Source organism: Parafrankia sp. BMG5.11 (genome assembly GCF_004337455.1).
The window spans coordinates 1-16,709 of the sequence record NZ_SJXI01000017.1 but is presented as its reverse complement, the minus strand read 5'-3'; the positions used below and the strand labels follow the sequence as shown (position 1 = coordinate 16,709).

20 protein-coding genes and 5 pseudogenes are annotated in these 16,709 nt (G+C 69.3%); 9 read left to right on the top strand and 16 right to left on the bottom strand.

What is annotated here, in order from left to right:
- The first annotated feature begins 173 nt into the window (after positions 1-173).
- Entirely contained in the window at positions 174-1,184 is a 1,011-nt protein-coding gene (locus E0504_RS13290; RefSeq protein ID WP_112106513.1) for a fibronectin type III domain-containing protein, read from the top strand.
- Positions 1,185-1,218: 34 nt separating this feature from the next.
- On the opposite strand, the gene E0504_RS13285 is transcribed toward E0504_RS13290, so the two are convergent.
- Complete coding sequence (locus tag E0504_RS13285) at positions 1,219-1,608, bottom strand: PPOX class F420-dependent oxidoreductase (RefSeq protein ID WP_112106431.1); 390 nt, start codon at positions 1,606-1,608, stop codon at positions 1,219-1,221.
- 202 nt (positions 1,609-1,810) lie between these two features.
- On the opposite strand from E0504_RS13285, the gene E0504_RS13280 reads away from it, so the two are divergent.
- Together E0504_RS13280 and E0504_RS13275 are read left to right on the top strand one after the other, a co-directional pair.
- Positions 1,811-2,245, top strand: coding sequence for an HIT family protein (locus tag E0504_RS13280; protein WP_112106432.1), 435 nt, complete (start codon positions 1,811-1,813; stop codon positions 2,243-2,245).
- A gap of 55 nt (positions 2,246-2,300) precedes the next feature.
- Positions 2,301-2,576 (top strand): cell division protein SepF, encoded by a 276-nt coding sequence (locus E0504_RS13275; RefSeq protein ID WP_071059722.1) that lies wholly within the window; start codon positions 2,301-2,303, stop codon positions 2,574-2,576.
- A 4-nt stretch (positions 2,577-2,580) separates the two neighbouring features.
- On the opposite strand, the gene E0504_RS13270 is transcribed toward E0504_RS13275, so the two are convergent.
- Positions 2,581-3,330, bottom strand: a complete 750-nt coding sequence (locus E0504_RS13270) for a response regulator transcription factor (RefSeq protein WP_112106434.1) — start codon at positions 3,328-3,330, stop codon at positions 2,581-2,583.
- Positions 3,317-4,642 carry a MacS family sensor histidine kinase gene (gene macS / locus E0504_RS13265; RefSeq protein WP_131624670.1) on the bottom strand — a complete coding sequence of 442 codons (1,326 nt, stop codon included), beginning with the start codon at positions 4,640-4,642 and terminating at the stop codon, positions 3,317-3,319. Before macS ends, E0504_RS13270 begins: the two co-directional genes overlap by 14 nt.
- 89 nt (positions 4,643-4,731) lie before the next feature.
- Between macS and E0504_RS13260 the strand changes: the two genes are divergently transcribed.
- Together E0504_RS13260 and E0504_RS13255 are read left to right on the top strand one after the other, a co-directional pair.
- Positions 4,732-5,031 (top strand): YiaA/YiaB family inner membrane protein, encoded by a 300-nt coding sequence (locus tag E0504_RS13260; RefSeq protein ID WP_112106435.1) that lies wholly within the window; start codon positions 4,732-4,734, stop codon positions 5,029-5,031.
- 280 nt (positions 5,032-5,311) lie between these two features.
- Positions 5,312-6,220 carry an LLM class flavin-dependent oxidoreductase gene (locus E0504_RS13255; RefSeq protein WP_112106436.1) on the top strand — a complete coding sequence of 303 codons (909 nt, stop codon included), beginning with the start codon at positions 5,312-5,314 and terminating at the stop codon, positions 6,218-6,220.
- Positions 6,221-6,287: 67 nt separating this feature from the next.
- On the opposite strand, the gene E0504_RS13250 is transcribed toward E0504_RS13255, so the two are convergent.
- The 8 genes and pseudogenes from E0504_RS13250 to E0504_RS13215 all read right to left on the bottom strand — a co-directional run bounded on the left by E0504_RS13250 (position 6,288) and on the right by E0504_RS13215 (position 9,404).
- Positions 6,288-6,581, bottom strand: coding sequence for a ribbon-helix-helix protein, CopG family (locus tag E0504_RS13250; protein WP_112106437.1), 294 nt, complete (start codon positions 6,579-6,581; stop codon positions 6,288-6,290).
- On the bottom strand, positions 6,574-6,726 hold the full coding sequence (locus E0504_RS52055) for a hypothetical protein (protein WP_241831083.1): 153 nt from the start codon (positions 6,724-6,726) through the stop codon (positions 6,574-6,576). The genes E0504_RS13250 and E0504_RS52055 overlap by 8 nt, the downstream gene beginning before the upstream one ends.
- Before the next feature lie 308 nt (positions 6,727-7,034).
- Positions 7,035-7,610 carry an HhH-GPD-type base excision DNA repair protein gene (locus E0504_RS13240; RefSeq protein WP_131624666.1) on the bottom strand — a complete coding sequence of 192 codons (576 nt, stop codon included), beginning with the start codon at positions 7,608-7,610 and terminating at the stop codon, positions 7,035-7,037.
- Between the two features lie 96 nt (positions 7,611-7,706).
- Entirely contained in the window at positions 7,707-7,877 is a 171-nt protein-coding gene (locus tag E0504_RS50360; protein WP_207912526.1) for a hypothetical protein, read from the bottom strand.
- Positions 7,864-8,418: an NAD-dependent epimerase/dehydratase family protein gene (locus E0504_RS13235; protein WP_131624664.1), complete on the bottom strand. Its 555-nt coding sequence runs from the start codon at positions 8,416-8,418 to the stop codon at positions 7,864-7,866. Before E0504_RS13235 ends, E0504_RS50360 begins: the two co-directional genes overlap by 14 nt.
- Positions 8,419-8,534: 116 nt before the next feature.
- Positions 8,535-8,735 (bottom strand): annotated as a pseudogene (locus tag E0504_RS13225) (dihydrofolate reductase family protein); the annotation flags it as partial.
- Between the two features lie 90 nt (positions 8,736-8,825).
- A pseudogene (locus tag E0504_RS54215) lies at positions 8,826-9,004 on the bottom strand (NAD(P)H-dependent oxidoreductase); the annotation flags it as partial.
- Between the two features lie 58 nt (positions 9,005-9,062).
- The gene (locus E0504_RS13215) at positions 9,063-9,404 is read right to left on the bottom strand and encodes a MerR family transcriptional regulator (RefSeq protein ID WP_112106442.1); all 342 of its coding nucleotides are present in this window, start codon (positions 9,402-9,404) and stop codon (positions 9,063-9,065) included.
- Positions 9,405-9,467: 63 nt separating this feature from the next.
- On the opposite strand from E0504_RS13215, the gene E0504_RS13210 reads away from it, so the two are divergent.
- A complete protein-coding gene (locus E0504_RS13210; RefSeq protein ID WP_112106443.1) occupies positions 9,468-10,325 on the top strand; it encodes an LLM class F420-dependent oxidoreductase in 858 nt (285 codons plus the stop codon).
- Positions 10,326-10,702: 377 nt separating this feature from the next.
- Here E0504_RS13210 and E0504_RS13205 read toward each other — a convergent pair.
- Positions 10,703-10,951, bottom strand: a pseudogene (locus E0504_RS13205) (DUF488 family protein); the annotation flags it as partial.
- Positions 10,952-10,996: 45 nt separating this feature from the next.
- Here E0504_RS13205 and E0504_RS53445 point away from each other — a divergent pair.
- Positions 10,997-11,299, top strand: a pseudogene (locus E0504_RS53445) (WYL domain-containing protein); the annotation flags it as partial.
- 472 nt (positions 11,300-11,771) lie between these two features.
- Here the strand turns inward: E0504_RS53445 and E0504_RS13190 are convergent.
- Both E0504_RS13190 and E0504_RS13185 read right to left on the bottom strand, forming a co-directional pair.
- Positions 11,772-12,155, bottom strand: a complete 384-nt coding sequence (locus E0504_RS13190) for a twitching motility protein PilT (protein ID WP_235014005.1) — start codon at positions 12,153-12,155, stop codon at positions 11,772-11,774.
- Positions 12,152-12,382 carry a hypothetical protein gene (locus tag E0504_RS13185; RefSeq protein ID WP_131624663.1) on the bottom strand — a complete coding sequence of 77 codons (231 nt, stop codon included), beginning with the start codon at positions 12,380-12,382 and terminating at the stop codon, positions 12,152-12,154. Before E0504_RS13185 ends, E0504_RS13190 begins: the two co-directional genes overlap by 4 nt.
- 512 nt (positions 12,383-12,894) lie before the next feature.
- Here E0504_RS13185 and sigJ point away from each other — a divergent pair.
- A pseudogene (gene sigJ, locus E0504_RS54210) lies at positions 12,895-13,771 on the top strand (RNA polymerase sigma factor SigJ).
- A gap of 17 nt (positions 13,772-13,788) precedes the next feature.
- Here the strand turns inward: sigJ and E0504_RS13175 are convergent.
- Both E0504_RS13175 and E0504_RS13165 read right to left on the bottom strand, forming a co-directional pair.
- A complete protein-coding gene (locus E0504_RS13175) occupies positions 13,789-14,997 on the bottom strand; it encodes an NAD(P)/FAD-dependent oxidoreductase (RefSeq protein WP_200835288.1) in 1,209 nt (402 codons plus the stop codon).
- Positions 14,998-15,397: 400 nt separating this feature from the next.
- On the bottom strand, positions 15,398-15,964 hold the full coding sequence (locus E0504_RS13165; protein ID WP_131624661.1) for a TetR/AcrR family transcriptional regulator: 567 nt from the start codon (positions 15,962-15,964) through the stop codon (positions 15,398-15,400).
- A 101-nt stretch (positions 15,965-16,065) separates the two neighbouring features.
- Here E0504_RS13165 and E0504_RS13160 point away from each other — a divergent pair, with 101 nt between their 5' ends.
- The gene (locus E0504_RS13160) at positions 16,066-16,692 is read left to right on the top strand and encodes an SDR family NAD(P)-dependent oxidoreductase (protein WP_207912525.1); all 627 of its coding nucleotides are present in this window, start codon (positions 16,066-16,068) and stop codon (positions 16,690-16,692) included.
- Positions 16,693-16,709: the final 17 nt, after the last annotated feature.

Below are 16,709 nucleotides of genomic sequence, written 5' to 3'. Positions count from 1 at the left end.
GCGCCGTCGGCGGATGATTGTCCGCGTGAACGGTCGTAGGATCATCGCTGGTGGCTCGCCCGCACGGTGCCCTGCTTTCGGACCTCGGGCCGACAGCGCTGGTGGGGACCATCGCCCGGATCTCCGATGACCGCGTTTCGTCACGAGGCCTGACTGGTGTCGGAAAGGCGTCCATGGAACCGAACCCCCCGCGGCGAAACGACAACCTGCGGTTTCGGTTGGCCGTCCTCACCGGCGACCGGATACGACGAGCCGGTTCTCTTCTCTTCGGTGACGCGGGCCGCGGGTTCCGCCGCTGGTGCGCTCTGCCGGTGGCGGTGCTGGCCGTCGCGGCGACGGGCGCGCTGTTCGCCGTCGACGCCGGGAACACCAACGCGGCGCAGGCTCACCCGGCGGGCGGCCCACCCGGCGCGGCGACCGCGGCCGCGGACCTCTCGGACAGCCCCGCCACGCCGGAGCGTGCTCCCACCGGGAGAGGTGATGCGTCCGCGCCGGGTTCTCCCGGGACGTCGCGGCCCGGCTCGGCGTCGCCATCTCCCCCACTCACCTCGACTCAGCCGCCGGCGCAGCCTCCGCCCTCGTCGGCGTCGCGTCCCGGCCCGGCCGGCCCCGAGGCCGGTTCCGCCGAACGGGTGATTCCGCCGCCGGCCACCGGGCTCACCGCGGCCCCCGGGAACGGCTCCGCCCGGATCTGCTGGAATCCAGCGCCGAACGCCACCGGCTACGTCATGTACCACCGGGACGTCACCACCGGCGAAGGCTGGTACCGGGTCCCCTACCCCGTCACCGACACCTGCAGCACCGTCACCCAGCTCACCAACGGCCACACCTACGAGTTCAAGATCCGATCGAGCAACGCCAACGGCGAGGCCGACTACTCAGGGACGGTGCAGGCACGGCCGGCCGGCACGATCCCGCCGCCGGCCACCGGGCTCACCGCGGCCCCCGGGAACGGCTCCGCCCGGATCTGCTGGAATCCAGCGCCGAACGCCACCGGCTACGTCATGTACCACCGGGACGTCACCACCGGCGAAGGCTGGTACCGGGTCCCCTACCCCGTCACCGACACCTGCAGCACCGTCACCCAGCTCACCAACGGCCACACCTACGAGTTCAAGATCCGATCGAGCAACGCCAACGGCGAGGCCGACTACTCAGGGACCGCCGCCGCCACGCCCGGCTGACATCCGTCCCGAAGGCCTGTCCGGCCGGCCGGCGCTACCCGAGCTCGACGATCCGCGTGGGATTGAGCGTGATCACGACCCGGTCCTCCCTGGGCCCCTCGAAGGTCTCCAGATCACTGCCGTAGAGGCCGAGAAGGCGGCTTAGGAACTCCAGGCCGGGATCATCGGTGATCTCCGCGGTGGCGCGGATCTCCAAGGTCCGGAAGGGATTCTGTGGATCAATGACGAACAGCGTCACCTTCGGATGCGCCAGCAGGTTCCGGTACTTCTGCCTGCTCTTGGTCAGCGAGGTGCGCACGACGTCGCCGTCGAGCATCGCCCAGATGGCGGTGACCTGGGGCTGCCCGTCGGCACCGACCGTGGCGAAGGTGACCGTACGGGGCTTCGCCAGCAGATCGCGGTGGCTGGGCGAGATGGTCAGCATTCGTGGGCTCCTCCGCTCGCTCGCGAGACGCCCGCCAGATCGGGCCAAGGCGTCGTCGCATCGACCATAGTCGCCGCTCTGGAGGACCCTGGAGACCGCTCAGGATTATCCCCCGCAGGACTTCTTTCCCAACTCGTTACAGCTAAGCAGGCGCATGCGGCACACTGCGTGCGTGGCCGGAGACAGAGAGGTGGGACGCCAGGTGGACGACAGCGAATGCGTGTTCTGCGCGATTGTCCACCGTGGAGCCGCCGCGAGCATCATCCATGAGGACGACACGGCCCTGGCCTTCATGGATCATCGGCCGGTAACGCCAGGGCATCTTCTGGTCATACCAAAGGCACACGCCGTGGGGCTGGAAGATCTCGACGAGCGGGCAGGCGCACAGGTCTGGCTGGTCGCCCACCGGCTCGGCCGCGCATTGCGTCGATCAGGCCTGCGATGCGAAGGCGTCAACCTGTTCCTCGCCGACGGCGAGGCCGCCTTCCAGGAGGTCTTCCACGTCCACCTGCACGTTTTCCCGCGGTTCACCGGCGACAGCTTCCGCCTGGACGCGGACTGGCGCCTGCGCGATCGCGGCGAGCTCGACAGGTCCGCCGAGGCGTTGCGCCTCGGCATGTCCCGGCTCGACTGTTGACTCGAAGGCAGGGTATTGGAATTCGAAGCCCATCACCACGAGGAGGGAACCCGCATTGAGCGACGACGCAAGCCCTGACGAAGAAGCCCTCGTCTTCGAAGTCGCCGACTACGGTGATGCCCATCACGCAATCACAGCTTACCGTGAGAACGGCGTCGTGATTGTGGACTACCGGGCAGCGGACGAGGCCACCCAGCGCCGGGTAGCCGACATCTGTACCGGTGCGAGCCTCGCACGCGGGTTCTCCCCGTTCAGGCTCGCCACGGGGGTTTACTTTCTGACAACCGGAAGATTCCCGACAAGGACTGAACGGCAGAAGTTCAGGGACTGATGGTTCAGGAGGCGTCGTCGTAGCCCTCCCGGACGGCGAAGCGGGTCAGCTCGACGCGGTTGCGGAGTTGGAGCTTCCCGAGCACGTTGTGAACGTGGTTCTGGACCGTCCGGTGCGACACACCCAGCTGGCGGGCGGCATCCCGGGCGGACAGGCCCTTCGCGACCAGTCTGAGCACCTCGACCTCCCGTGCGGTCAGCCGTGGAGCCGTGGACGAGCCGGGATCCGAACGTGAGCCGGAGTTCCGCGCCGCCCGGGAGTTCTCGCCGAGGACGAGCGCCGCCAGCCCGGCGGTGAAGACCGCGACCCCCCGTGCCGTGCGACGGACCGCGTCGACAAGCTCCTCAGGACGGGCCGACTTGAGCAGGTACCCGGAAGCTCCGGCCTTGACCGCTTCCAGCACATCGGCCTGCTCCCCGGAAGCGGACACCACGAGCACCGAAGCCGGAGCACCGGTGAGTGGATATGGAGACTCGGCCGAGCCGACCAGGGCACGTATCACCTCGACGCCCGAGCCATCGGGCAGCCCCAGATCCAGGACGACGATCTCAGGCCGGGTCGCCGCGAGCACGCGCAGCGCCTGCGCGACGGAGCCCGCGGTACCGACGACCACGAAGCCCGCTTCGGCGATGTCCCGGCTCAGCGCCTCGCGCCACAGCGGATGGTCATCGACGACGACCACGCGGCCGCCGCGGCGCGCTCCGCCGGAATCGTCAACCCCGGTAACCGCGTCGTCATCGTCAGCGCGGGACACGCAGCTCGACCTCCGTCCCCTGCCCGGGACGGCCGGTGACGACGACGTCGCCACCGAGATCCCGGATCCGTCCACAGACGGAGACCGCGAGACCGAGCCGGCCCTCCGCGGCAGCCTGCTCGGCCCGTCCAGGTTCGATGCCGATCCCGTCGTCGCGGACGGTCACGGTCACCGAATCGCCGTCGTCCTCGAGCAGCAGCCACGCCGAGGCTCCGGGTCCGGCGTGCGTGGCCACGTTGTTCAACGCAGCTCGGACGGCGGCGACAACCTCGTCGGCGTGATCTGCCGGTAGCGGTACCGGCGCGCCCGGGGTGGAGACCGTCACGACCGCCGGCATGTCCTCGGCCGACGGGCCGGAGATCATCCCGGACAAGGCAGGGCCGGGCGGGATCACCCGTCTCACCGCGGTCGTCGAACGTGACATCCGCGCCAGACCCGTCAGCAGTGGCTCAAGATCTGCTTCGGGGCGGGCGGGCCGCGACGATCCACCCCCACGGCCTGCCCCCCTGCGGCCTGCTGCGTCCCTGCGGCCTGGTCCCGTCTCGCGTCCGGTCGGACGTCCCAGCTCGACGGGCTGAGAGGTTCCGGGGGTACGTAGGAGATCACGCAGCGCCGACTCCTGGGCGGCGGCGAGCCTGGCGACGTCGGCCGCCGCCATACCGCGCTCCGCCTCGCGCGCGATCAACGACAGAACCTGGAGCACGCTGTCGTGGACGCCTCGGGCGAGACGCTCCCGCTCGGCGTCCCCGGCCCGCGCCGCCAGCACGTCGGCCAGCGCGGACTCGGCGCGAATGGCAGTCCGGCTCAGATAGCCGACGACGATTCCCGACACGACGAACAGGACCGCCGGCCTGACTGAGGAGTCGCTCACCGAACCGCTGGCGACGAAGGAGGCCACGGCCAGTGCCGAACCGCCGGCGGCCCCGCCCGCGGTTCCGCCGGCCAGCGCGGCGCTGAACACGCCGCTCGCCGTCCACAGCGCGGGCAGGACGTCCGTGGACCCGGCCGGGCTCACCACACCGCACGTCAGCATCACGGCAACACAGACCACGACATCGGCCACAACCAGGCCATACCGCCGCCACGGCCGCCAGCCGCCGGCCGCCGGCGCGAGCCACGACATGACAACCGACCAGACCGCCAGCACACCGAACCAGGTGAGGCCACGCCCCGGGTGCGGCGTCTGGCCCAGATCGAGCCCGACCGTCGCGACGGCGTAGGCCGCCGCCACCAGGCGGAAGACGGCGAGCGATCGCCACAGCGCGCCACGCACACCTTCCGCTGCGCGAAACCGGTCCGGTCCTCGCGACATCCGCACCCGGCAAGTGTGGCAGAAAGTCCAGGTTCGAGATGAGTACGGTTACTCAGGCCAACCGGCTCCAATGAGCCGAGACTAGGCCCATGACCCATTCCAAGCCCCTCGTCCCCAGGACCACGACCGCGTTCATGGTGCAGGCCGCGCTTTCCTTCGGCATCTCGGTGGTCGCGGTCACCTACGCGATCGCCCATCTCCCGGGGGATGCGTGGATACGCGGCTTTCTCCTGCTCGGCATGCTGTACATCATCACGTCCACGTTCACGCTCGCCAAATGCGTCCGTGACCAACAGGAGGCGTCCGCGGTCATCAGCCGGGTTGACCAGGCCCGCCTGGAGCGGTTTCTCGCCGAACACGACCCCTTCAAACAAACGGTCGGGCACTGACGGACGGGTTGGGGCCGAACCGTTCATCAGCTTCTGCAGCCCGGCGCAATGACCATGCTGGCCCGCGAAGCCGGCGTCCGCCGAACACCGGAGCGTGGCCCTGCCGCTACCAGCCTCGGCGCGGTCTTGGCGGGCGTCGCGCCGGTTGCCACGGTGCTCGGGGAGGCGCGCCACAGTCGCTGCGGCGCCCGGCTGCCGGCGATCGTCACTCGGCACGCCGGTGCGGGCGGCACCCGCGCTCCGCGACCGGCGTAGGCAGAACGTAGGAAGGGAGAACGCCGTGCAGGACCGCGACGTGCTGTTCGGGTTCGGGCTCGAGACCGGGGTCGGCGAGGTGGACGCTTTGCTCGCGCACGCGACGCAGGCCGACCGGGATGGGCTCGACCTGGTCACGCTTTCCGACCATCCGTACCTGGCCGACAGGCTGGACGCGTACGCCGCGCTCGGCGTCGTCCTCGGCCGGACGACGTCCATCACCGGCGCGGTGAACGTCACCAACACTCCGAGCCGTCCCGCGCCGATGCTGGCGCGCACGATCAGCGCGTTGTCCGCGCTCTCGGGCGGCCGGGTCGTCCTGGGGGTCGGAGCTGGCGGACTCTGGTCGGAGATCGTGAAACTGGGCGTCGAACCGCTGGCACCGGCGCGGGCCGTGCGTGCCATGGCGGAAACCATCATCCTGGTGCGGGCATTGACCGGCGGCGGCGATCCAGTGACCTTCGAGGGCGAATTCCACCGGGTGACCGACCTGGTTCCTTCACTCTCCCCGACACCCGCGATCTGGACGGGCTCGGTAGGTTCACAGTCATTGGCCGTCACCGGAAGGCTGGCCGACGGGTGGATTCCCGGCCATGCCGCCGACTGGCTCAGCTCACGGTTCGCCGAGTCGCGCCCGCTCATCGACGGGGCGGCCGCAGCGGCCGGCCGGAACCCGGCGGACGTCGCGACCATCTACAACGTGCAGGGCCGCATCACAGCCTCGCCGTTGCCCGCTTTCCGTGACGATTCCGGCCGCTGGTTCGGCGGATCGGTGGATCAGTGGGTGGACGAGCTGACATCGGCCGTCCTGGAGCACGGAGCCGCCGGTTTCATCTGCTTCCCGGTCGACGACGGGACCGGGACGGATGTTGCCCTGGGCAGGTGGGCACGAGAGATCGTCCCGGCGGTGCGCGAGGCGATCGACAGGCCCTGACGGGAGCTGAGTTGCCACTGGCGTGGGCCGTTTTCCGCCCTCCTGCGGACTGTTTGCGGATTGCAGGTCACGCTGATTCGCGGAGGACCCTGCGCACAATCTCTTCGACCTGCTCCACGCTCACGACAGGAGCCTCGGGGCTCTGCACCGCCCGGGCGAGGATGCGCCGGACCAGAGCCGAGGTCGGCAGGTGCTCGGCGGCCGCACGGGCCTTGAGAGCCTCCGCCAACGACGCGGGAACCCGCACGGACACGACGGCCTGCTCGGCTTCCACGGCCTCCGCTTCGGCAGCCTCGGCCTCCTCGGCCGCGTACTCGGCTCGGATCGCGTCACGCCGGGCACGCCTGGACGAATCAGTCACCGCCGCTCTCCCCCTCCAGGTAGTCCCGAAGATCGCTTCCACGGGTCTTCCACGCGGTGATCCCAGCCTCGTCGATCGGATCAACGATCACGGTCAGCACGAACCCGGCACTGCGCGAGTACCCGATCAGGCGGGCCGCGCCCATCCTGCTCCTCGGATCCGGGTCACGAACGACCCTCCGCGGATCCTTCACCGCCTCCAAGGTCCACTCAGGTTCGATGTCGGTCGCGCCGGGATAACGATCAGACCGATGTCGGATGTATTCCGCGTCCTCCTGGTCCCACCAAAGGCCGTCCACCACAACTTACAGTGTCACACATCTACTCACACGGGTGAACGAGGGTCAGACACCGACTACAGCGAGGCAACACGGCACCCGACGCAGACGTGCGACCCTGGCCATCCAGCGGGCGCCCTGCGGACTGCCTGAAGGGTTCCCGCGAAACCCGCAGGTCAGGCCGTTGTAGCCCTCGCTGCCACCTTCATCTGCTTCTTGTAGTCGCGGACCTTGTCGCGACTCTGCTGGTCAACGATGTCGGCCACCGAGAGGTAGCTGCCGGCCTCACCGAACGGAGCGGTGGCCTCCCGCCAACCCTCGGCCTCGACGCCGAGCTGCTTGCCGAGCAACGCCACGAAGATCTTCGCCTTCTGGATCCCGAAGCCGGGTAGCGCCGCGACCCGCTTCAGTAGATCCTTCCCGTCCGCGGCAGCCGTCCACACCCGCGCGGCATCACCGTCGTAGCTGTCGATGACGATCTGACAGAGCTTCTGGGTCCGCTGCGCCATCGCCGCCGGGAAACGGTGCAACGCAGGCTGGATCGAGAAAACCGCAGCCAGCTCGTCCGGATCCATCCCCGCCAGGTCCACCGCGTCCAACGAACGGCCGAGCCGCCGCGTCAGCTCCAGCGGGGCCGCGAACGCCCGCTCCAACGGGATCTGCTGGTCCAGCACCATCCCGATCAGCAGCGCCAACGGGTCGTTCGTCAGCAGCTCGTCCGCTTCGTCGATCTGGCTCAGATGCAGTCCCACGACATCACCGTAACCGTGTCGGGGTCCGGACGGTCGATGGGCGCACGGGACACCATGGTCGACCCCGCGCCAGCGCCGATGTCCTGATTCGCTTGGTCAGGGTACGGACGGCCCTGGGGAAACGGCCATCTCCTTGAGCACGATGTCCAGCGGCGTGGCCTCGACACCCAGCGCCGCACGGGTGACCGCGGTGTCGAGCAGCATCGGCCGATCGAACAGGTAGAACATCTCCAGGATCTCCGCCACCACCGAGTCAGCCCGTCCCAACCGCTCCAGCTCCGCCACGGTCAGCGGTGACAACGCGGGCCTCGGCACGCCCGCCGCCACGGCCAGGCAGCCGGACCGACAGCTCCGAGGTCGACGGCACATGCCAGGCCCGGCGCCAGGACCACTCATGCAGGGCCGCGGCCACCAGCACCCGCGCCACATCACCCACATAGCTCCAGGAATGCGGGACATCGAGATCCCCCGGATAGGCGACCGGCGTACCGGCCAACACTTCCGGCGCCACGAACAGCGTGAACAGCGAGACCGCGTCGAAACCCAGGAAGTCGCTGGCGCGTACCTCGGTCACCCGAACCCGTCCCGCCTCGTACGCCGCCCGCGCGTCCTCCCACATCCGCACCCGCACCCGGCCCTTCACCGAGCTGGGCGCCATCGGACGATCCTCGGTCACCGGACCACCGGCGAGCCCATAGCCATACATGTTGCCAAGCAGGACGTAGTCGGCGCCCACCCGCTCCGCGGCGGCCAGCACCGCGGCCGCCAGCGGCGGGAACTCCGCCGGCCACCGGTCGTACGACGGCATCGCACCACCCCGATCAGCAGCGCCAACGCATCGTTCGTCAGCAGTTCCTCCGCCTCGGCGAGCTGACTCACGTGCGTGCTCGTCCTGCTGTCACTCAGCGATGGCCCGAAACACGGCTATGCGATCACCATGGACGTGCCGGAGCAGAACGGGATTCGGCTCGGCCGGCGCATGAAACGCTTCTCGAGTCCCTCCAGGCCTTCCCACATCCGCGTCCCTCGGCCGAGGACGGTCGGAACGACGGCGACATGCAGGTGGTCTATCAGGTCCGCGGCCAGAAACTTGCGGATCATGGTCGGCCCACCCTGCACACCGACAGGTCGCCGCGGATCTCCGGGATCGAGATCGCCTTCGAGGACGGCGAGGTGATCTTCGGCTCGATGTCGAGGGGTGGACGCCCACGCTCGGGTGCCGTACAGCACGAACGGCGGCAGTATCTCTCGATGCCCGGGTAGTAGAGGATGCCGTGCCGATCGAGAACAGTAGATCGTCGATGGGGCCGTTGATCCCGCGCGGTGTAGTGCGATTCCGGGCCGCCGGCGGTCACAGACAGCAGCGCCTTCCTGCGGGCCAACGCGAGCGGGCCCCGGTGGCCGTCTACGAGCGGACGGGTGACGACCCCGGCGCGGTGGAGAGCACCGACCTCAGGCCGCAAGCATGCGGGAGAGCAGGGCGCGGGCACGATCAAGCTGATCGGTCTGTCGATCCAGGCGAGCGAGTTCGCCACGAAGTCTTGCGACCAGCTCCGCACATGGAACGACCCTCGGCGTCGCATCCAGGGTGCAGGGCAGCACTTCTCGGATCGTCGCCACCGACAGTCCCGCCGCCAGCAGCACGCGGATTCTCGCCACCGTCTCCACCGCCGAGTCCGGGAACTGACGGTAGCCGTTCGCGCCCCGCTCGGCGACGAGCAGGCCGTGCCGCTCGTAGTGCCGCAGCGACCGCACGCTCGCACCCGTAGCTCCTGCCAGCTCACCGATCAGCACCTGGCACCACCTCCGGTCCGCGCACTTGACCCTTACACCAGTGTCAGACTTTACGCTTCCCGCATGGATTTCGGGATCTTCACTGCGGTCACGGACGACCAGCTCAGGCCGGCGTTGCTCGCAAATGCGATCGAGGAACGGGGATTCGAGTCGCTGTTCGTCCCCGAACACACCCACATTCCGGTACACCGGGAGACCCAGCATTCCGATGAGAACGGTATTCCACGCGAGTACTACCGCAATCTCGATCCGTTCGTCAGTCTGACGGCCGCGGCGACCGTGACGACCCGGCTGCGGCTGGGTACCGCGATCGCGCTGGTGGTACAGCGTGACCCGATCACGTTGGCGAAGGAGACCGCCAGCGTCGACCTCATCAGTGACGGTCGCTTCGAGTTGGGAGCCGGCGCTGGCTGGCTGCGCGAGGAGATACGCAATCACGGCACCGATCCGACGACCCGGGTGACACTTCTGCGAGAGCGGCTCGGCGCGGTCAAGGTGCTGTGGACCCAGGAGCGAGCGGAGTTTCATGGGCGGTTCGTCGATTTCAATCCGGTGTTCCAGTGGCCGAAGCCGGTGCAGCGACCACATCCACCGGTGTGGATCGGCGGCTGGGGCCCCACCACATTCGACCGGATGGTGGCCGACGGTGACGGCTGGCTTGCCCCGGCTGTCCCGATCGATGAGCTGGCCGTGGGCGTCAAACGCCTGGCAGAGGTCGCGGCGGAAGCGGGGAAAGCCACCCCACCGGTCATCGCGACCCTGCAGTATCCCGACGAGGCCGCAATCGAAAGCGCGGTCGCCCTCGGAGTGCATCGGATTCTGTTCAGCCTGCTCACCGTCACTGACGCGACCACGACCCTGCACGACCTCGACCGCCTGGCCGCCTTGGTTCAGCGCGTAGCTCCCGGAAAACGCCGGTAATGGTCGGCGATCTGGCCGCTGGCGGTCCGCCAGGCATCGCTGGCCACGCTGTACGCCCTGGCCACAGCGGGTCGACGAACGCCCCACGCTGGTCGTCGACCTGCGCGCGTCCAAGACGGCACCTACTGAGCCAGCAGACCCTGACTGGATCACGCTAACGGCGCCGCCGCGAGGTCAGATCCGTTCGCGACGTTCCGCGCGGTCATCAACAGGCTCGCGCACCCGGAGACCGCCGGCGGCGACCCGGCCGATGGGCTGACCGTGGTTGCCCGTCGCTGCACCAGGCGGGACTACGGCTGATACGGGGTTCGCGGTCCGGCGCGTTATCAGTCCGCGGATGCCGGCTCGGCGGGCCGAGCCGTGAAAAAGCGGATGATTTCGTCCTCGGCGTACTGGAGCTGGCGTAGCTCGGTGGTTGGGGCGAGCTCAAGGTGGCGCTCGTAGGTGATCCGGGCTTGGGCGAGGGCCGCTTGCAGCCGCAGTGAGTTCGCCCAGGCGTACTCGGGTCCGCGGACGCCGCGGCGCTGCCGTACGTCGAGAAGGAGGCGGACGTTCGCCTCCCGCAGTCGTTGCAGGAAGGAGCCGACGTCGAAGCCATAGACGCCGATTGTCACCATCCTGAGCACTGGATATCACCCATCTGCCTGCTACTCGCGCCGGTCGAACTGGCACGAGACCGAATCTGGCGAGAACGCTGCGCGCAGTTCCTGTCCGACGGCCATATCACCGTGCTGGTACGGGTGAACCCGGCCCGGCGGGAAGAACTGCTGAACAGCACGCTGGCCGTCCGCGCCGAGGAACCCGACGCAGACGGCTGGCTGCGGCTGGAGGTGACCTTCCAGGATTCACGGCACGCCGAGTGGGCGCTGTGGCAGCTCAGCACGAACGCGGAAGCCCTCGCCCCGCAGTCGTTGCGCACTTCCCTGCGCAACCGCGCCGCCGCTATTGCCACCCGCTACGAAGACCCATCCTGAGAGTTCGTCGCCCGGTACCGCTGGCCAGCCTGGTAACCGTCGCGGGACAGCGCTGGGCGGTGGATCACGAGCCCAGCGGTCGGCCTGCCGGTCACTGACCCTCGCGGCCTCCGGCTGATGATCGGGGCTGGGACGGCCGCGATAGACGCGGATGGCGGCGAGCTCACCGCGAGTGCCACTCGTTCTTTCCACGCTCGCCGAAGGTGCTCGGCGGCACTCCCCGGCCCGCCTGCCTGCGCATCCCCACGGCTGCCGCGTCGTTCAGATGGGGCGCGGTGACGGACCGGCCAGGCCGTGGAGGAGTAGATCGGTCAGCGTGTCGATGACAGCGTCGTCCGTGACGGGCGGCGCGTGGGTTCCCGCCGAACGCCTGAATTACCAATGTCGTGTACGGGGTCAACGAGCGAGCCTCGTCGGCGTTGGTGGCGTCGCAGCCGTGCTGCTGGCCAAGGGAAGCCGGCTGGTGAAGTTGCTAGCAGGGCACCACCACGGCTGGTACGCCGCCCGCCTGAACAAGCCGGGTGATGTCCTTGGGGTCGCTGGTCAGGATGCGGTCGCCCGGACGGGCGAGCAGGGCGACCGTCGCGTCAACCACATCAGATGTGCCGGCGCGGCCAAGGAGCACACCGGCATCGCGACCGGTCCGCTCATCAACGGTGCACACCTCCACCGCGCGTAGCAGGCGGGCCAGTGCGGCCTGCCGCCCGGCCTGATTCCGCCAGACCTGGGCAACGACGACGGCGTTGCTCCGTAGCCCGATGTCCCGCTGCTGCGCGATCCGGAGTCGGGCGACCATCTCCCGATCGCCGCGCTCGACAGCCAGGAACGCGCCCGCGTCGAGAACGAGCGCGCTCACGCCGCCGACTGATCCGCGCGCAGGCCCAGCTCGCGCTCAGCCCGCGCCAGTTCCTCCGGCGTCAACGCCGGATTTGCCGTCTCCCACGAGTCGAGGAACTCGGCGAGGGCATCGGCTCGAAGCTTCGCGGCAGCGGCGACCGCCAGCCAGGCCGACAGCCCGACGCCAGCGCGCCGGGCGGCGTCCCGAACCGCGTCGCCCAGTTCGCCGTCGAACGAGACGCTCATCTTGTCAACCTTCACCGCTCCAGAATACCGGAGTAGCAACTACCGCGGTATGTCAGCTCGTGAATACCGTAGCCGGGTCCGGGGCGCGGAACTGTTCTGGCTTGATCAGCTGGGGCCGAAGCGGTGACCCGGGCGGATGGTAGGACGGAAACGTCCTGGTAGATGGCTTCCTGCGCGGGGCTGAGGGTGATGGTCGGGGCAACCGCGCCGGCGGGGCTGGTCAGGGTCACCTGCGTAATCCGGCCGGTCTGGCGGTGGATGGTCCGCCAGGTTCGCCCGGGATCGGCGTTCGGCGACGCGGATGAGGAGCACGGCGAGCGAGCAGAGCAGGACGGTGCCGCGGATCCTGTGCTTGCTGGTCCCCCTGACAAGCAGGATCGGTGACAGGGCGGTGGGCTCGAAGTCACGATGGGACGAGCCGGCCTCCTCGCGCGGCGCACCCGTTGCGCGAACCGCTCGTGTGCCAGATGGCACGATCCCGGGCGGTCGCAGGGCGATGGCAGGAGGCGAGAATGACCGACACGGCGAAGCCGGACGTTCCGGACGCGGTGCAGGTCTTCGAGGAGCATCGGGGCCGGTTGCGGGCGGTGGCCTACCGGGTGCTGGGGAGTTTCAGCGACGCCGAGGACGTCGTCCAGAACGCGTGGCTGCGCTGGTACGGCGTGGAGATCGCCACGATCGACGACCCCGAGGCCTACCTGGTGCGGATCACCACCAGGCTGGCGATCGACCGGCTGCGCAGCGCCCAGTCACGCCGCGAGTCCTACGTGGGCCCGTGGCTGCCCGAACCCGTACTCACCAGTCCGGATGTCGCCGAGAACGTCGTCCTGTCGGATTCCGTGTCGACCGCGATGCTGCTGGTGCTCGAGACCCTGTCACCGATCGAACGCGCCGTGTTCGTGCTACGGGAGGCGTTCGGCTATCCGTACGGCACGATCGGGGAGATCGTCGGGCGCAGCGAGGCGACGGCTCGCCAGACCGCCCGCCATGCCCGCGAGCACGTCGAGGCGCGGCGCACCCGCTACGACACCGACCTGGCGACCCGGTCGGCGGTGACCGAACGCTTCCGCCGGGGGTGACCTCGCGAGGCTCATCGAGGTCCTGGCTCCTGACGTCAGCCTCGTCAGTGACGGCGGCGGCCTCGCCCCGGCGCCGCGCAAGGCCATCCATGGCGTGGACCTGGTGGCACGAGCCCTGGTCACCTTCGCGGGGCGGATGCCTGAGGAGGCGAACATCCACCTGGTCATGCTCAACGGCGGGCCCGGCATCGTCGTCCGCTCCGGCCTGACACCACTGGCGGCGATCAGCCTGCACCTGGTGGATGGTGCCGTGCGCACCATCCACCTGGTCAGCAACCCCGAGAAGCTGGCGGGGCTGCGCGACCTATGATCGCCGCCGTCCGGAGCTCACGCGGCGGCCGGACGGCGCGCCGCTCGGCCGCCGCGGCTCGACAGCGCCGCCGCGGGCAGCGGCACCCGCCGCGCGAGACGGTAGGTCGAGCGCGGGCTGCTGGTGACCGTCTCCTTGTAGCGGACGGCGGCCCGGCCGCGCAGGTACCAGCGGCGAGGGGTGTCGTCCGCGTGGGTGAACTGAATGACCGCATCGCGTCGGCCGAGACTCACCGGCTGATGGATGTAGCCAAAGCGGAACGGCTTGGCCTCGCGACCCCGCATCCGCCGCGCAATCGAGGCGGCGGCGTGCGCCCCGGTGGGAATCCCGCTCTGGCAGGTGCCGTGGATGACACCCCAGGCCTGATGGATCGCGGCCGCGTCACCGATGGCGTAGATCGCCGGATCGCTGACCGCGCGCAGCGTCTCGTCCACCACGATCCGGCCCGTCGCGTCGACGGTCAGGCCCGCCTCGGCGGCCAGCGGCGAGGCCCGGAAGCCCGTCGTCCACAGCACGGCGTCCGCCGGGACGATCTCGTCGCCCAGCTCGACACCGTCGGGAAGCACCTTGGTGATCTCCACCCCGGTTCGGACCTCGACGCCGAGGCGGTCGAGCGCCCGCCGAACGTGGGCGCGGGCACGCGGGCCCATCGCGGTGGCGGGCTCGTTCCGGCTGAGCAGGATGACGTGGATGCCCGGATAGGACTCGGCGATCTCGGTGGCCGCCTCGAGCCCGGTGAGGCCGGCCCCGCCCACCGCCACGGTGCCGGTGCCGATCTGGGCCAGCCAGCCCGCGAGCCGCGCCGCCTCCGTCGGGCTGTTCAACGTGTGCGCGTGCAGGCCGGCGCCGGGGACCGGATCGGTGTCGGCCGCGCTACCGGTCGCATACACCAGCGTGTCGTAGGGCACCGGCAGGGGCCCTTCAGCGGTGTCGACGTGCAGCACCCGGCCGGCCCGGTCGATCCGCGTCGCCCATCCCTGGACGAACTCGATGCCGGCGGGCTCGACGAGGCTCGGAATGTCGATCTCGGCCATCCGCTGGGCGGTCGCGATCTGGTGCATCCGCAGCCGCTCGGTGAACCGCGCCGACGGGTTGACCAGCACCACCTTCCCGCCGAGCCGGCGGGTGCGGCGGGCGACTCCCAGCGCGCCCATCATGCCGGTGTAGCCGGCGCCGAGAACCACGATCCGGTGCTGCTGCCGCGTCATCCTGCCTCTGCCTGCCATGATCGGCTCCTCCGTCGCGCGCCGCCCGCTGTCGGGCGGCTTCGACTCACGGACGAGACAGCCGGGCAGGACGCGAAAAAGAAGCGTGTGACCTGCGTCACGGTGGAGAGGTGACCTTGCGTCATGGTCGTGCGATCATCCGCCCCTGGGAGGAGGACTGGTCGCCAGGAGTCGATCGCGTTCGTGTACGCGGACGGCGACGACGCATGGCTCGACGGGGATGCGCCGGTCGCCGGGGGCGGCGTGACGACCTGTGGGGTACGTGGGTCGCCCGCCAGACTCCGGGCGGAGCCGGGCTCCGCGTGAGGCAGGCTCGGCGCTGCTTCGCGCTGCCGCGCACCCGCCGAATGCCATGACGATCCTGTCGAGAGAGCTGGAGACGGAACACCAGCGCGCCGTGCTAGTGGGAGCGTGGCCGCAGCGCTCGGAGGGCCAGTTCCACATGGTGCTCGATATCCGGGACGGCCGGGCGTGGGAGGAGTTGGACTATCCGTACGACGCCCAGGAACTGGTAGGCGATGTCGGTAGCGGTGATGTCGTCGGCCAGCGTGCTGTCGGTCCGGGAGCGTTCGACCGCGTCGTGTCCGATGCCCGTCAGATGGGCGACGCAGAGTTGCAGCTCGGCCCCTGAGGGGTCGGCATTCGCGAGCAGGTCGACCGCCGCCCGGTTGTGGACCAGGGGCGTCAGCGCCGCGGTGAAGAACGCACGGAGCGCGTCGATCGCGGATGGGCCCGGGGGGAGGCCAGACGTGGCGAGGCCCGCCAGGTCGGTGTTGGTGATCTCCTTCACCAGATGCTGGCGTGTCGGGAAGTGCCGGTAGAGCGTGCCGACGCCCACACCCGCCTCTCTGGCGATGGCGCGCATGTCGACGTCGAGGCCGCGCTCCCGCAACATCGTTGTGGCCGCCGCCACGATGCGGGCCCGATTGGCGACCACGTCGCGGCGCGGGCCGTCCGCGCGCTCCACGAACACGATCCTAGCGGCACGCCCAGGCACATCGGAACATGTGTTCCGATGTGCTACCTTCACCAAAACGGAACATGGGTTCCGATGCGGCGGGAGTGGCGATGAAGACGGTTGTGATCACGGGGGGAACTGACGGGATGGGAGCAGCACTCGCCTCGCACTACCTGCGGGAGAGCGAGCGGGTCGTCGTGGTGGGCCGCAGCCGGGTCAAGTTCGAGGCTCTGCTCGCCGCGTTGGCCGCCGACGATCCGGCCACGACTGACCGGGCCTCGTTCATCGCCGCCGACCTCTCGCTGACCGCCGAAAGCAGGCGGGTGGTCGAACAGATAAAGGCACGCCATGAGCGCGTCGACGTACTCGTGCTGGCCGCCTCGTTCATCCGCCAGAAGCGGCATGAAACCGTGGAAGGGCACGAGGCGTCATGGGTATTGTTCTTCGTCTCCAAGTACATTCTGACCACCAGTTTGACATCGCTCCTCGCCGACAGTGACCATCCGACTGTCGTGAACATTTCGGTACCGGGCGCAAGGGTCGAGGCAATCGATTTCGACGATCTCGAGTCAGTGCGATGCTTCAGCTTCATCCGCTCCAACGCCCAACAGCGGCGGGCCAACGAGCTACTCGGCATCCTCGCGACCGTGGAGAACCCGACACTCGCCTACCTCACATGGGGACCCAGAAGGCTGGTCAAGACCAGCTTCGCCGGCGACGTCGGATGGGTGATGTAGGGTAGGCGACTGGCGCG